General features: G+C 40.0%; 15 protein-coding genes. All 15 read right to left on the bottom strand.

What is annotated here, in order from left to right; all coding sequences use genetic code 11:
- Nucleotide 1 precedes the first annotated feature (1 nt).
- Nucleotides 2-607, bottom strand: coding sequence for a hypothetical protein (locus J2746_RS05420; RefSeq protein ID WP_209617405.1), 606 nt, complete (start codon nt 605-607; stop codon nt 2-4).
- A gap of 10 nt (nt 608-617) precedes the next feature.
- Nucleotides 618-1,244, bottom strand: a complete 627-nt coding sequence (locus J2746_RS05415) for a hypothetical protein (protein WP_209617402.1) — start codon at nt 1,242-1,244, stop codon at nt 618-620.
- 114 nt (nt 1,245-1,358) lie between these two features.
- Nucleotides 1,359-1,805 (bottom strand): hypothetical protein, encoded by a 447-nt coding sequence (locus tag J2746_RS05410; RefSeq protein ID WP_209617399.1) that lies wholly within the window; start codon nt 1,803-1,805, stop codon nt 1,359-1,361.
- A gap of 37 nt (nt 1,806-1,842) precedes the next feature.
- Entirely contained in the window at nt 1,843-2,469 is a 627-nt protein-coding gene (locus J2746_RS05405; RefSeq protein WP_209617396.1) for a chemotaxis protein CheC, read from the bottom strand.
- Nucleotides 2,469-3,500, bottom strand: a complete 1,032-nt coding sequence (locus J2746_RS05400; protein ID WP_209617393.1) for a DUF3795 domain-containing protein — start codon at nt 3,498-3,500, stop codon at nt 2,469-2,471. Before J2746_RS05400 ends, J2746_RS05405 begins: the two co-directional genes overlap by 1 nt.
- 51 nt (nt 3,501-3,551) lie before the next feature.
- Nucleotides 3,552-4,025 (bottom strand): chemotaxis protein CheD, encoded by a 474-nt coding sequence (locus J2746_RS05395; protein ID WP_209617377.1) that lies wholly within the window; start codon nt 4,023-4,025, stop codon nt 3,552-3,554.
- A 2-nt stretch (nt 4,026-4,027) separates the two neighbouring features.
- Nucleotides 4,028-4,639, bottom strand: a complete 612-nt coding sequence (locus J2746_RS05390) for a chemotaxis protein CheC (RefSeq protein ID WP_209617374.1) — start codon at nt 4,637-4,639, stop codon at nt 4,028-4,030.
- 14 nt (nt 4,640-4,653) lie between these two features.
- Nucleotides 4,654-5,268 carry a chemotaxis protein CheC gene (locus tag J2746_RS05385; protein ID WP_209617372.1) on the bottom strand — a complete coding sequence of 205 codons (615 nt, stop codon included), beginning with the start codon at nt 5,266-5,268 and terminating at the stop codon, nt 4,654-4,656.
- Nucleotides 5,269-5,318: 50 nt separating this feature from the next.
- Entirely contained in the window at nt 5,319-6,143 is an 825-nt protein-coding gene (locus J2746_RS05380; RefSeq protein ID WP_209617369.1) for a CheR family methyltransferase, read from the bottom strand.
- Nucleotides 6,144-6,146: 3 nt separating this feature from the next.
- On the bottom strand, nt 6,147-8,267 hold the full coding sequence (locus J2746_RS05375; RefSeq protein WP_209617366.1) for a cell division protein FtsA: 2,121 nt from the start codon (nt 8,265-8,267) through the stop codon (nt 6,147-6,149).
- Between the two features lies 1 nt (nt 8,268).
- A complete protein-coding gene (locus J2746_RS05370) occupies nt 8,269-8,886 on the bottom strand; it encodes a chemotaxis protein CheC (protein ID WP_209617363.1) in 618 nt (205 codons plus the stop codon).
- 14 nt (nt 8,887-8,900) lie between these two features.
- Nucleotides 8,901-10,973: a chemotaxis protein CheW gene (locus J2746_RS05365; RefSeq protein WP_209617568.1), complete on the bottom strand. Its 2,073-nt coding sequence runs from the start codon at nt 10,971-10,973 to the stop codon at nt 8,901-8,903.
- A 51-nt stretch (nt 10,974-11,024) separates the two neighbouring features.
- Complete coding sequence (locus J2746_RS05360; RefSeq protein WP_209617360.1) at nt 11,025-12,134, bottom strand: protein-glutamate methylesterase/protein-glutamine glutaminase; 1,110 nt, start codon at nt 12,132-12,134, stop codon at nt 11,025-11,027.
- A gap of 1 nt (nt 12,135) precedes the next feature.
- The gene (locus J2746_RS05355) at nt 12,136-12,492 is read right to left on the bottom strand and encodes a response regulator (RefSeq protein ID WP_209617357.1); all 357 of its coding nucleotides are present in this window, start codon (nt 12,490-12,492) and stop codon (nt 12,136-12,138) included.
- Between the two features lie 312 nt (nt 12,493-12,804).
- Nucleotides 12,805-13,743 (bottom strand): nucleoside recognition domain-containing protein, encoded by a 939-nt coding sequence (locus J2746_RS05350; RefSeq protein WP_209617354.1) that lies wholly within the window; start codon nt 13,741-13,743, stop codon nt 12,805-12,807.
- Between the last annotated feature and the right edge of the window lie 49 nt (nt 13,744-13,792).

Raw genomic sequence — 13,792 nt, 5'->3', positions numbered from 1 at the left:
CTTATTCTTCAACGTAAAGAAGATACAGACAGCTGTTCTCCCTCATTTCCATGAATCCCTGGGTTTCGGTAATTCCTGCTTTTTCCAGTAATACCTTCTTCCATGATTCAGGAGGAAGTGCTATCTTTCCGGTGTATGCCTTTGCTGCTATCTGAGCATACTGGAGTGGTTTCCCTCCGATCTTTATTCTCTTAGCTACTTCCTTACGGTAAGTCTGGTGCATCATACATGCACTGTGTGCAGCGGAAGGCTGTATGGTGTGATTGAAATGATCGGTTGCTTCCATGTGAACCGGGTTGAAGTTACCTATTCTTTTTATATATTCTCTAATAGCTTTGGAAAATGGGCATACCTTTGTAACAAAACCATATTTGCTGATCTGTCCTATATGTTCAAAAGATGATAGGACAGATTCACCGTTCGTAACGGCATTTGCAAAATCATCCCATGTCTGGTATTCTTCCTCAGGGACAGATTTAGCCAGTGATTCGGCCTGGCCAACCATGTAATTGGTGAAACCTTCAACACCCTGTTTATCAGAAATATCCTCAAAGAACAGATATACTGAAACATCGACAAAAGGATTGGATTCTATATTTTCAGCCATATGATCACCATCAGTCAATTATTTCCTCGCCTGCACTCTTGCCCTTCACAATAAGTGCGAACACGCAGGAAGCATTGCGCAGAATACTTTTAATGTGTCTCTCATCCACATTTATCCTTGCAAGGTTTTCCTGTACCATTTTCACTTCACCGGTCATTCCCTTGTTTGCAAGATGAAGGCATTCAAGAGCCTGCTTTGCAACGGTAATGTTATTAGCTGCAACTTCCCTGAATTTCTGGTGGGTAATGCAGTAATTTGAAACAGCTGAATCTCTTACACGGTTATTGTAGCTGTCTGCTACATCGGTGTCAGAGTCAGGTATCGGTCCGATCCTTGAAATGTATCTTCCCATGGTAGGTGCCATTGGGCACACTTTTAAAGCATAGACATAACCAATGACATCCCCATCCTTGTCAGTTATAGCAAGGTCAGTCTGGACATTAACAGCACCTTCAACTGTAAGTGATGTTCTTCCATCCTTCATTGCTACATTAAAGGCAGGCCATCCTACATATGCTTCTTTTCCCATTCTTTCTGCATAGCTCTCACCTACACGAAGCCAGTATTCAACGACACCCTCAGTGCCGGCCTTGCTGACCATGTCATCAACAAGTGAGTAAATTGCAATGTCCATCATAATTATAGATCTCCTTTATCTCTTGAGTCCAGTTAGTTATTATACAATATTTATATATTAATTGTTTTACTAGTTTTTATTCTTTACCATTGAATTAATGTATATATATTAAATTTATGTTATTTTAATCCACTTTAGTTCCGGATTATCCGGATAAAGCTGTTCAGTAGTGGCATTATCTTCCTCGATAATATCCATGGCTTCTTCTTCAGATCTTACTGACATTTCAAAAGGTGTTTCTCCAGCCACATCATATCTGAGGGATAATCCTCCATCTTCAGCCATAATAAGCCGTACACTGTCTCTTTTAGATGAATCTATTCCGAGTTCGTATGCTTCATGACTTTCTGCCATCCAGGTACATAATTGGGTTTCTGCTTTGTTGACATCAATATTACCAGTATTTTTATTCTTTTGTGAGATCCCCATGGAAATGCCTGTATGCATCTTCTCATCATTTCCTGTTCTTACAAACGAATGGAGCATCTGTGAGAATGTACTATCGCCATCATTGTCATTGGCGTTGGATTTTTCCAGATGATAAGTCCAGATATTTTTCATATAGTTCAACCGTAAGATCTGATTAATAATTAGGAATTCATTTCAACATGTCCTGTATGGAATTCTGCATCCTGTCAAGTGATTCTGAATCCAGCAGCAAGAACATATCTCCATAGATAGTACCAGCTCCAACATCCTTTTCTGAGGAGTAGACCATGAACATTGTTTCAATATTCAGTATTCCCTCAGGTTCTTCCTGCATCTTATTGAGCCCTTTTTCCAGTATGTCATCAATTGTACCGATACTAATATCCGGGACTGAATGCATTATCTTGAGGTTAAGGAATGATGAAAGGGAGTTCAGGTAGGATCCGGCAATAATGTTTCCTGTTTCAAGTAGTGCTGATTCATAGATACTCGGATCATCATCATGTTCAATACTCTGGAGCAGCAGATTACTAAGATAAACAGCATTACCAAACTCAAAAAGCAACATTGTAAGACCATTAAGATCTCCATGTACCGGAATCATAATACTTGTCATTGTTATTGAGTCGGGTATCATATCAACAATGGCAGAAGGTTCAAACAAACGTGCGTCGGAAAGATTCAACTGCACCCTTTTCTCAATGAGTTTAGAAAGGGATGTAGTAGCATTTCCCATGCCTATACTGCCGATTTCCTTGAATGCATCGGTCAGGAAATTGTCAAGCTGTCTGTCCATTAAAACTCAACCTTTTTTTCTTCAAGTATTACCTCTACATCCTGTTCCATGAAGAATTTCTCTCCAACGTAGAATCTTACGTACTCTTCCTTTCCACCTTTTACAACACGGATCTTAGCATCCTTTTCTTCAGCCAGATTAAGGAAAAGTCCTTCAAACCTTGAAACTGTTTGATCGTCATGAGCTTCTTTGTTGATCATGCCCACAAGAAGTAATTGGCTGGCAGAGAAACGCTCTACCATTTCAGAAATGAATTCATAGGTCTTTTGTTCTCCATCTGTAAGTATCAATTGGGTTATAGGTTCAAAGATAACCGCACATCCTTCAGGCAGCTTACTTGTGAGTTCAAAGAATTTCCCCATCTCATCTGAAGGTAACTTGATTATTCCATCCTCATCATTAACATGTTTAGTTGTAGAGGATATTTCAATAAACTTCATTGCGCCTATATCCATCAGGTCTCCGATCTTCTCCTTGTACATTTCAGTACGCGGTTGTGTAGATACCAACACAGTATTCACCATTTCACCGTAAAGACGAAGGCATATCTCTATTACGGAATCCTCGTATCTGGTTTTAGGAGTGTATTCGATAAGTGTGGACCTGTTGAGAAGTGTAGATACCTGTTCTACTTCCGGCAGTTCTTCCATGTCATCTTCTGCCTTGACTGGTTTTGTAAATACCATTCCTTCTATCAGGAAATTTCCAAGATTTTCCCGGGGAATTGTCTTAAATGCCTGGAACATCAAAAAACCGGCTGCTGCAAATATACTGGTGTACACAGCACTCCAGAAACCGAGGAAAAGGAATACCATTTCAGTAATATCTGTATCCTGGGAGCTAATAGCAATTGATGGGAATATTGAAGAAGTTATAAGGAAAATGGCTGTAAGTGCAAGAAGTAACCAGGCAATAGATCCTTTTTTAGTTTCAAAATAAACCTTCACCCAGAAGTATATAGCTGCCAATCCACAAGCTAATGATATGGATACAAAAATGATATGTGTTAGAGTTATTTCCGGAGTTAACATCCTGCTGTCACCTATTATTCATCCATTTGATATATTATTACGCTGTATATATTAATATATTTTTATACCTTTAAGTGCGCTCTTGACAGTAAGTTCTCCGTTTTCAGTGTCAAGCACAATAGTACGTCCATAGTTCTGTCCGGTATCTTCAGCAACAATGGGTATTTTCAGTCCATCCAATGTATTTTTAGTAGCTGTTACGTTTCTTTCCCCAATATTGAGCTGGGTATTTGAATTGAATGAGAACATGCTTGCACCACCAGCTATTTTGGCAGTGGTGCGATGTTTATATGCACCTGCATCCACCATGTCATCAACAAGTGAAGGGATACCTGTATCTGCAAATTTTGCAATGTTTTCCTTTGATCTTGCACTCTCTATGCTTGGAAGCATAATATGCACCATGCCGCCAACACCTGTACTTTTATCATATAATGAAATACCCACACAGGATCCCAGGCCGAGGGTGGTGAGCTTTTCAGGTTTTTTTACAACAGCGCTGTCAGCCATTCCCACTATTATCATATTTATCTCGTACGCATCTCTTCTATCCTGTCGATAATTGACTGCAAAGAAGCTGTATCCAGGAGCATGTACATATCTCCGCTCAAACTGTGGTACTCATCCTCACCATGGATCTCAAATAATGTTGTCAGGCCAAAGATATGGTCTATCTTACCGCTCATATGTTTTTTTGCTTTTTCGAATATCTCATCTGAATCACCTTCAGATATTGTGGGTATTGAAGGTATTATTGAAAGATTAAGGAATTTTGAGAGTGAATTATAGTAACTACCTGCAAGTATATTAGCAACTTCAATAAAAGCTGATATTTTCATGTAAGTATCTTCACCGGAACTATCTTCAAGAAGCATATCAGCCAGAATTTCAGATTGTTTCTTGCCAAGAACAAGTATGAATCCTCCATTCATATCCCCCATTACTCTGACTATAGCTCCGACCCTCTCATCATTCTGGTTCTCGGCAATATCCTTGGCTTTAAGCAAAGTCAGGGACGAGCCACTAACCTCTATCCTCTTGCTTACAAGCTGTGATAGTGCGGTTGTTGCATTCCCCATTCCTATGTTTCCCACTTCATTCAGTGCATCATAGTAGAACTTATCAAGTACTATATTCATTCATATCTCTCCTGTCAGATCATTTTATCAACACGCCCGATTATAGTATCCATGGAATCAGGATCGAACATCGTAAGGAAAAATCCATCTGTTCTATCGCCCTGGAGTATGAACAATGTGTCAAAAAGAAGTGCATACTCTACTTTCTGGCTCATTTCGATCAATATATGGTCTATGATGGCACCGAGCATGTCAAATGTCTGCATTGGTGTTGAAATCTTAATATTCAGACTCAGAAAATCAGACAATGAACTTACATACGAGCCTGCCAGGATATGTCCGACTTCTTCAATCAGTGATTGGTTTATAGGAGTCAGAATATCCGTGTTCTCTTCATGTGTTATTATTTCACAAATTGTCCGGGCTGCTTCTTCAGGAAGCATCATTATGATGTAGCCGTCGATATCACCTGTGACCTGCATGATGACGCCTGATACAACATTAGCAGGTCCTCCCAGCACCTCCGGAACATCTTCGATCAACTCTACTTTAAAATCAGGAACCTCTATCTTAACTCCTGTTTCTATCATTTTTGAAAGCGAGGTAACAGCGTTCCCAACTCCAATGTTCACAATTTCCCTTAAGGCACTCACCTGCATTTCGGTCAGGTTTGATATCTTATATTTCATTTGTAGACTCCCTAATTAAGTATAAGATGCTTGCTTTTAGTTCATCAACATCATTTCTGGTAGATTCTCTCCTTGGAATTGTATGATTTGAATTTGTCTTTTGACGGTCCTATAAGTGTCTCTGTCTTACCCATCACAAAGAATCCGTCTTTTCCAAGGGCGTTGTAAAAGTCCATATAGAGTTGCTCCTGCAATTCTTTCTGGAAGTAAATTGTGACATTTCTACAGAATACAGCATCAAATCCGCTCATTTTCGGACCTGATATTAAATCCTGCTTTTTAAATTGAGTAATCTTCTTGAGTTCATCTGAAATGAGGTATTTACCTTCTTCTTTTGTAAAATATTTTTTAAGGAAAGCAGGTCTTACATCTTTCATTTCTGCTTCAGAATAAACGCCACTCTGGGCTTTTAGAAGACTTTCTCTATCAATGTCTGTTCCGGTTATCTTGATGTTATATTTGCCGAATTCTTTTCCAAGTAAGTTATGGAAAAGCATGGCCAGGGAATATGCTTCAACACCGATGGAACATCCGGCACTCCATATTCTTATGGAACGCAGGCCACCTGTTTTCGATTTGATGATGGCTGGAAGTATTTCCTTTTCTACAATATCATAGACTTCAGGATTCCTGAAGAAGTTGGTAACATTAACTGTCAGTGTTTCCATAAGCTCAGGATATTCGTTTCGATCACTTTGCAGCAATTCCACATACTCTTTGTATGTACTGGTATTTGTTGCGCGCAATCTGACATCTATCCTCCTTTTAAAGTGAGAATCCTTGTACTGGTTTGAGTTGAATCCAAGATTTTTCTGGATAAGGTTTTTCAGTGTCTGGTAGTACTCATCATCTTTTTTCTCAACAGGTTTTAACATTTTTTATACCTCTGCAAATTCTATTGTCACATTGTTTCCATCCCTCAGTGGGGTTGTAAATCTGGCCGGAACATTGTTCACAAGAAGTCTCATTCTCTTGCCAACAAGTTCTTCCTTTTTAATATCCATAAATTCGAACAGATCCGAAAGTATCGGGTCCGCATCCTCCCCCATTTTAAATATGATGTTATCTCCATCATTTATCTTATCAAAAAGAGATGCCCTTTTTCCATTGAGGACAATTTGGGGCACTGATCCGTCGAATGTAACTTCATCACCATTGAGAAGTACACTGATCCTTTTGCCTTCTTCAGGTTTGCCAAGAACGTTTTCTATTCTGTATTCAAACACTGATTTTTCAATAATAATTATGTCATCATCACTTACATGACATTCATGAAGCTTATCTCTCTCCACTACATCGCCATTCAATCTGAATGTGTAATTTATCCTGTTCAGATACCTTGGTTTATTGTTCACGGTCACAGAGATCATTTCATTTTCTTCGTGTCCGTATTCCATCTCAAGTACGTCTTCAAGATTTGGTGCACGGATTATCACCTCTGATCTGTCAGGTATTGTATCTTCAAAAGATGCTGGTTTGCCATTGATACTGATAAAAGGTCTGAACTCTTTCTCGTTTCCATTGACATTTATCCTGTGCACGCTTTTTGTTCCCTCGATCTCCATGAGGTCTTTCACTTTAAGATGTGCATCTTTACCGTCAACAGGTGCTGTGAATTCAATGGAAGAACCATTTATTACCGGATCTCCAAGACTTGCTTTCTTTCCATTAAGCAGTATCTTTGCATGCACTCCCATGTCACCTTCAACTGTCCTGAAATCTGAATTGACAGTAAGGCTAAGGGCCATACCAGGACGCGGATAAAGGCGTGTGACCTTTGCAGCCACAAGTGCATCCATGACAGAAAGACCGTTTATGTCCATCAGGTGTATTTCCAGACCATTGACATTCAGTTCAATAAATTCGATTCCTTCATCAAGGATAGCCATGCGTGCTATGCCAAGTGGAGTTATCATGTCTGCACCGTTGACCATTCCGGTGCCATCAGCCAGTCCTTCTATCTGCTTTGGAAGACGTGACCCGATTCTCTGTACTGGTATATCAAGATGTTTCGATAAATGTTCTTTAAGTCCTGCGGTTTGTGATCCACCTCCGACCAGAGCCACAGCACTCGGTTTTTTGTTATTAATTGTAAGGATCTCTTCAGCAATATGCTGTGACAGTTTGTCAATTTCAGCTTCAATATCACTAATTACCTGGCTTACCGGTATTTCAGTTGTAACACCAAAAATATCTTCCAGCTCGATCATTTCCATATCGTTCAGGGAACGTTTGATGTTTTCTCCTTTCTTGAAATCAACAAGATAATAGTCACAGATAAAATCAGTAATTTCATCCCCTGCCTCAGGGACCATTCCATAGCCTATCACTGTTCCATTATCCGTAATGGCAATATCAGATGTTCCGGCGCCGATATCTACAAGCGCAATATTGAGTTTGCGCATATCAGAGGGAATAGCGACATTAAGAGCTGCTATTGGTTCAAGTGTAACACTTGATGCTTCAAGGCCACATCTGTCAAGTACGGCAAACATACTGCTGATAACAGCTTCCGGAAGAAAAGTAGCAAGCACTTCCACAGAAACCGAACTTCCTTTTTGTCCGACTATATTGGAAATACCTTCTCCATCAAGTTCGTAGCTTATAACCGAGTAACCAACACAATTAAAACCCTTTCCACTACCAAGTTGATTGCCAGCTCTTGCAACAGCTTCAAATTCCAGTTCAGAAATGTCCTCACGGCTAATTTCCCTGTAAGGCATCTCAACTGAAACTTTTACCTTGGATGTCTTAAGTGCTCTGCCTGCAACGGCCACTGCTACTTTGGATAATTTTGATCCTGTTTGTTTTTCCAGATCTTTTCTGACCTCATCTACAACTTTTGCAACCTTTTCGACATCATGGATCTGCCCATCCTGCATGCTGCGCTCATTGTGCTCTTTAACACATGCAGCTTTTATGTTGAGGTCCCCATCTTCTGTGACAAGTCCCACAACAGTTCTTGTTCCTATATCCAGAGCAAAATGGGCAATGTTCATTTTATCCCATCATCTTCTTCATGATAGCTGCCATAATTATATCTGTAGCTCCGGGTTCGAAAAGCATGTTAAATTCGTTCTTTGAGTTTGTAGAAGGTATCAGACATTCACCTTTTACAACGATGAATTCATCGGCAAGTTCTCCAATCTCTTTCTGAATGAAGTCACCTACACCTTCCAGGTTGACTTCCATGCTTGGATCTCCAATGCTGAGATTTATTCCCAGGAATTCATTGACAACACGCATGTAGGCACTACAGAGATTTACTCCCATTTCACGGAGTTTTTTAACCTGTTGTTCTTCAATTTTATTTGTTGTTCCTATTGGCTTTTTCATAAGAAGATCTGAAAAAGACAGTGCAGAGAATTTTGGAAGTAGTATGAGCGTTCCTCCGGATACGTCTCCTGTAATATGAAGATGTATTCCAACAACACTCTTATTTTTCCCTTCTACATTGCTTTTTGCTATTATGTCATCAAGGCTGAGCATTTCAACCACAGGAATGTCTATTTTCACATCCCTGTTCACCATTTTAGAAAGTGATGTGGCCAGATGTCCCATTCCAATGTTTCCAGCCTCCTGAAATGCTCCTTTTGCCATCTCGTCCATTTCCGCCATATTATTCCCTCATTTTAGATCAATGTAGCAATATCAAGGATCAGTGCGACACTTCCATCTCCAAGTATAGTCGCACCTGCAAATCCTTTCATGTTTTTCAAAAGTTTATTATCAAGTGATTTGATGATTACTTCCTGCTGACCGAGGAGTTCGTCAACTACCAATCCTATGTTGCTTCCCATCTTTTCAACAACCACAACAATGAGATTCTGTTTTTCTTCCTCTTCAGTAGGACATTCAAGTACATCATGCAGTCTTAACAGTGGTAGTACTTCACCCCTGAGCATGATCACTTCTTTTCCTTCTATTGTTTTTATGTCACTGGCTTTTATTCCTACATCACGGATCACATTACCCAGAGGTATTGCGTATGTTTCACCGGTCACAGTGACCATGAGTGATTGAATGATGGCAACTGTAAGTGGCAGTTGTAGTTTCATTATACTGCCCTGGCCTACCACGGAACTGATCTTTACGCTTCCACCAAGTGCTTCAATCTTTGTCTTGACAGCATCCATTCCGACACCTCTTCCTGAAATGTCGGTAACGACCTTAGCTCCGCTGAAACCAGGCATAAATATCAGGTTCAGGGCATCATTGTCAGATAATTTGTCAACCTCATCTCTTGTCATAATGCCTTTCTTTACAGCTATATCTCTAAGATGAGCGGGATCCATTCCCTTACCGTCATCCTCAACCTCAATTAGTACACTGTTTCTCTGACGTGAAGCCGCCAGTCTAACCATACCTGCCGGAGGTTTACCCAGTTCCTTACGTTCTTTCTCGGATTCGATACCGTGGTCTACAGCATTTCTGAGCAGGTGTACCAATGGGTCACCTATCTCGTCCAGCACTGTCCTGTCAAGTTCGATTTCCTTACCTTCAATAATAAGATTGATCTGCTTACCTTCGGACTTTGCAAGATCCCTGACCATTCTCGGGAATCTGCTGAATATCTGGTCGATAGGAACCATTCTTGATTCCATTACTTCGGTCTGGATCTCATTGGTAAGGCGGTCAAGGTTTGCAAGTGATTCGTCCAGATCCTTTGCATTAAGATCGGAAGCAAGCTGGTTAAGTCGGATCTTATTGATAATAAGTTCTCCAACAAGGTTCATCAGATTATCAAGACGCTCTATATTGACCCTGACACTCTGAATGCTCTTGACAGCATCAGGTCTTTTTACAGCTGAATTGCTTTTCTTAGCTTCTGAGTCTTCCTTCTCTTCATTTTCTTTCTTTGCTTCCTGTTTACCATCACTTTCTGCAATTGTTGAAGGAATTACGTCCTTGATCTCCGATATCTTCTTTATTGTGCCAACTATATCTTCATCAGCAGATTTAGTTGCAAATATTACAGTAAAGTCAAGATCGAATTTCTCGTCTTCAAGCTCTGCTTCCGTAGGGACACACTTTATTATTTCTCCCATCTTGGAAACATTGATAAGTACAAGAGTTGACCTTGCAGACTTCAGAACACAAGATTCGTCCAGGATTACTTTCATTGAAACAATACGATTTCCTTCGTTAACAGCTTCCTTTATTGCTTTTTTATCATTATCAGATAACTCTATATCATCTGCAACAGGGACAATCTCTGGCTTTGATTCGTTTTCTTCTGCTTCAGGTACCTCTGGTATTTCCTTACTTATCTCATTTTCAATAGTATCTATGCTTGAAGCTACTGATCCTTTAATGTCCTGCACAGGCATTGAACCTTCCATAGCCTGTGTAAGTGTTGCCTGAAGATGACCAATGTCCACTTCTTCTTCACTATCTACGGTTTCAACAAGTGCCTCGAGGGTGTCAAGGCATTCAAACAGAATATCTATTAAACTGTTGCTCACTTCTACCTGCGATTTTCTTACCATGTCCATCAGGTTTTCCATTTCATGAGTGAGTTCTGAAATGGTGTTAAAACCCATCGTTGCTGACATTCCTTTCAAGGTATGTGCAGAACGGAACATTGTATTGATGTATTCAAGTTCATTGGGATTCTGTTCAAGTCCCAGTAATGAATCGTTAAGCTGTTGCAGATGTTCTTCTGATTCTGCTTTAAATATTTCTTTGTATTCTGACATATCCATGGTCACACCAACCCTGAGATCATACTGATCTTCACATTTTCCAAACACATTTTAATCACCGGATGAATTCAGCATTCGTACTATTTCGGAGGAGACTTTCTCCAGAGGTACAATGCTGTCTGCAAGTCCTCTCTGAACGACTGCTTTTGGCATACCATATACCACACATGACCGTTCATCTTCAGTGATTACTTTTCCTCCTGCTTTCTTTATCTCTTCCACACCATCGGCACCGTCAGCTCCCATTCCGGTCAGGATCGCTGAGACTATGTTAGCTCCGTAGATTGGTACAAGTGATCTGAAAAGGATGTTTGCACAGGGCCTGACCCCCTGTTCACGGGGTTTTTGATTAAGTGTTACTACCTCATGGTAAATTCCACCTTTTTCAGTGGATTTGATCTCCATGTGATAATTTCCCGGCGCAAGGTAGACATGTCCCGGATGAAGTACGTCTCCTTCTTTTGCTTCGGTGACCGTTAATGCAGACTGTCCGTCTAATCTCTGTGCCAGTGATGCAGTAAATCCGGCAGGCATGTGCTGGACGATCACTACGGGAACTTTCAGGTTCCCTGGTAATTTAGGAACTACCTGTTCAAGAGCACGAGGACCACCTGTAGAGGATGCTATGGCAACGATCTTACCATTTGCATGATGAACCGCACTCTTTGTAGCAACTCTTCTCTTTGGTTTGGATGGCAATGGTTTGCTCTTCTTCTCACGTGAAATTTTCACGTGTTCTTCCATGAATCCTAGTTTCTTCAGATCCACTTTTGATGCCATCTTTACTTTTTTGCGAATATTGTCGGCGATGTCCTCAATGTTTACACTGATATTTCCCGAAGGTTTTTGTATAAAGTCTACTGCCCCATATTCGAATGCATTTAGTGTACTTTCCGCAGACCTGGAGTCGACCGCCGTTAACATGACTACTGGAGTAGGGCACTCACTCATGATATATCCAAGAGCGTGCAATCCGTCAAGTACAGGCATCTCAATATCCAAGGTCACCACATCCGGCCTGAACTGTTCGACCTTTTCAACAGCTTCAAGACCGTTCCTGGCCGTAGCTATTACGTTTATTTCCGGGTCTTGTTTCAGGATATCCGAGACGACCTTTCGCATGAGTGCGGAGTCATCGACTACAAGTGCATTTATAGTCATGTTACATTACTTTTCCAATTACTTCGAGAACCTTTGCTGCATCAAAAGGCTTAACTATAAAGTCAAGTGCTCCTGTTTTGAGTGCATCTGTGACAACTGACTGCTGTCCTATGGATGAACACATGACAACTTTTGCACCAGGATCCATCTCCATGATCTTCTTAAGTGCATCTATTCCTTCCATGTTTGGCATAACAATATCCATGAAGACCAGTTCCGGTTTAACTTCCGGATATTTGTTTACGGCATCAAGCCCGTCAACACATTCGGCAACCACTTCATGACCATTTTTTGTTAATATGTCTTTGATGACCATGCGCATGAAGGCAGCATCATCCACAATCATTACTTTTACCATTTGTTCATATCTCCCATGTTTGGTGTTGCATAACATGTGCAAAATTTGCACGCAATATCAGTAGAATATGGATTGTATTTCTACGTTATTATATAGTATATTATATAATATATTAATTTATTGTTCATTAATTACTTTTACTTAAATAGTAATTTTGTAAACCAAATTATAATATTCCATCTGGCTAAAAAATACAGCCTGTGCAAATTATGCAATTTATGTATATTGCGGCTACTATATAATATTTCTTGTTATATATTAATAAAAAAATGTTCCAACCCGGAATAGGGAATATCTAATAAAAATTAGAGTTCAACTTGCAATTGTAAGTAATATTATGAGAAAGCAGAAACGAACCAATATACTCATCCCGGTGGAAAAAGCAACAATTCTGACACCGATGCGAGGTCCGAAAATAGACACATACCTGGGCAGGAGTGTCCTGACACTGAATATCGGAAGCATGAACATACTTCCAAGCATAAGTACGATCATGGCTTGGATATAGGAAATACCATTGTTGCTTATCATTGGTCCAAGCAGTGAAATTCCAAGAATCGGGCTTGCAACATAGCTTGTCAGGGGAACAATGCTTTCTGATGGTATTCCAAATATTTCAGCAAGAGGAAGCACATTGAATATTTCAAAAGCACCATTTTCTCTAAGTATGAATACCAGCGTTGTCATTGAAAGATATATAACGGCGATTTTTGTGAAAAGCCTGCGATTACGTTTCAATGATTTCTTTATAGCATCTTTCAGAGAAACTCTCTTCTCTGAAACGTTCTCTGAATAGACACAGTCATTCTTATCCAGGAATATCCTGCTTAGTAATATTACTGTACCTACTTTTACAATGGCTGTGATTATGAAAACCATCACATAGAACCCACCAACTATGGGACCAAGTGCCGGTAGAACTATTGGTATCTGATAGGTGATAATTTCCCTGACATAGGCAGGCGTGCTGTTAAGTAAGGCACAGAGCATTGTTTCTTTTTCATTTATACATCCGCTTTCCTTAAAGTTAACAACCATTCCATTGGCAGCTACTGTGGACCCCAGAGCAACCAGAAATGCCGAAGCACAGGTATCAGGAAGATTTGTATATTTGAAAAGAGGCCTGACAATACCCGCAAATTTTTGCATGAATCCAAGTTCTATGAGAATACCTGTTCCGAATAATCCCACGAATATCATAATAAGGATAGGGACAGCAAAATCGAGTACCTTCATAAAAATGGAAAACATGGGTTATTGTACATTTCAGGTTATAAATTAAACTATCTCTTGAGGCATG

Source organism: Methanolobus bombayensis, assembly GCF_017873415.1.
GTDB lineage: Archaea > Halobacteriota > Methanosarcinia > Methanosarcinales > Methanosarcinaceae > Methanolobus > Methanolobus bombayensis.
The sequence above is the reverse complement of the archived record's forward strand: the minus strand, read 5'-3'. Positions and strand labels throughout refer to the sequence as shown.

Excerpts from the sequence above, each read along its gene's own strand:
- J2746_RS05420 (WP_209617405.1), bottom strand. The coding sequence starts at position 607 with ATGGCTGAAAATATAGAATCCAATCCTTTTGTCGATGTTTCAGTATAT.
- J2746_RS05415 (WP_209617402.1), bottom strand. The coding sequence starts at position 1,244 with ATGATGGACATTGCAATTTACTCACTTGTTGATGACATGGTCAGCAAG.
- J2746_RS05410 (WP_209617399.1), bottom strand. The coding sequence starts at position 1,805 with ATGAAAAATATCTGGACTTATCATCTGGAAAAATCCAACGCCAATGAC.
- J2746_RS05405 (WP_209617396.1), bottom strand. The coding sequence starts at position 2,469 with ATGGACAGACAGCTTGACAATTTCCTGACCGATGCATTCAAGGAAATC.
- J2746_RS05400 (WP_209617393.1), bottom strand. The coding sequence starts at position 3,500 with ATGTTAACTCCGGAAATAACTCTAACACATATCATTTTTGTATCCATA.
- J2746_RS05395 (WP_209617377.1), bottom strand. The coding sequence starts at position 4,025 with ATGATAATAGTGGGAATGGCTGACAGCGCTGTTGTAAAAAAACCTGAA.
- J2746_RS05390 (WP_209617374.1), bottom strand. The coding sequence starts at position 4,639 with ATGAATATAGTACTTGATAAGTTCTACTATGATGCACTGAATGAAGTG.
- J2746_RS05385 (WP_209617372.1), bottom strand. The coding sequence starts at position 5,268 with ATGAAATATAAGATATCAAACCTGACCGAAATGCAGGTGAGTGCCTTA.
- J2746_RS05380 (WP_209617369.1), bottom strand. The coding sequence starts at position 6,143 with ATGTTAAAACCTGTTGAGAAAAAAGATGATGAGTACTACCAGACACTG.
- J2746_RS05375 (WP_209617366.1), bottom strand. The coding sequence starts at position 8,267 with ATGAACATTGCCCATTTTGCTCTGGATATAGGAACAAGAACTGTTGTG.
- J2746_RS05370 (WP_209617363.1), bottom strand. The coding sequence starts at position 8,886 with ATGGCGGAAATGGACGAGATGGCAAAAGGAGCATTTCAGGAGGCTGGA.
- J2746_RS05365 (WP_209617568.1), bottom strand. The coding sequence starts at position 10,973 with ATGGATATGTCAGAATACAAAGAAATATTTAAAGCAGAATCAGAAGAA.
- J2746_RS05360 (WP_209617360.1), bottom strand. The coding sequence starts at position 12,134 with ATGACTATAAATGCACTTGTAGTCGATGACTCCGCACTCATGCGAAAG.
- J2746_RS05355 (WP_209617357.1), bottom strand. The coding sequence starts at position 12,492 with ATGGTAAAAGTAATGATTGTGGATGATGCTGCCTTCATGCGCATGGTC.
- J2746_RS05350 (WP_209617354.1), bottom strand. The coding sequence starts at position 13,743 with ATGTTTTCCATTTTTATGAAGGTACTCGATTTTGCTGTCCCTATCCTT.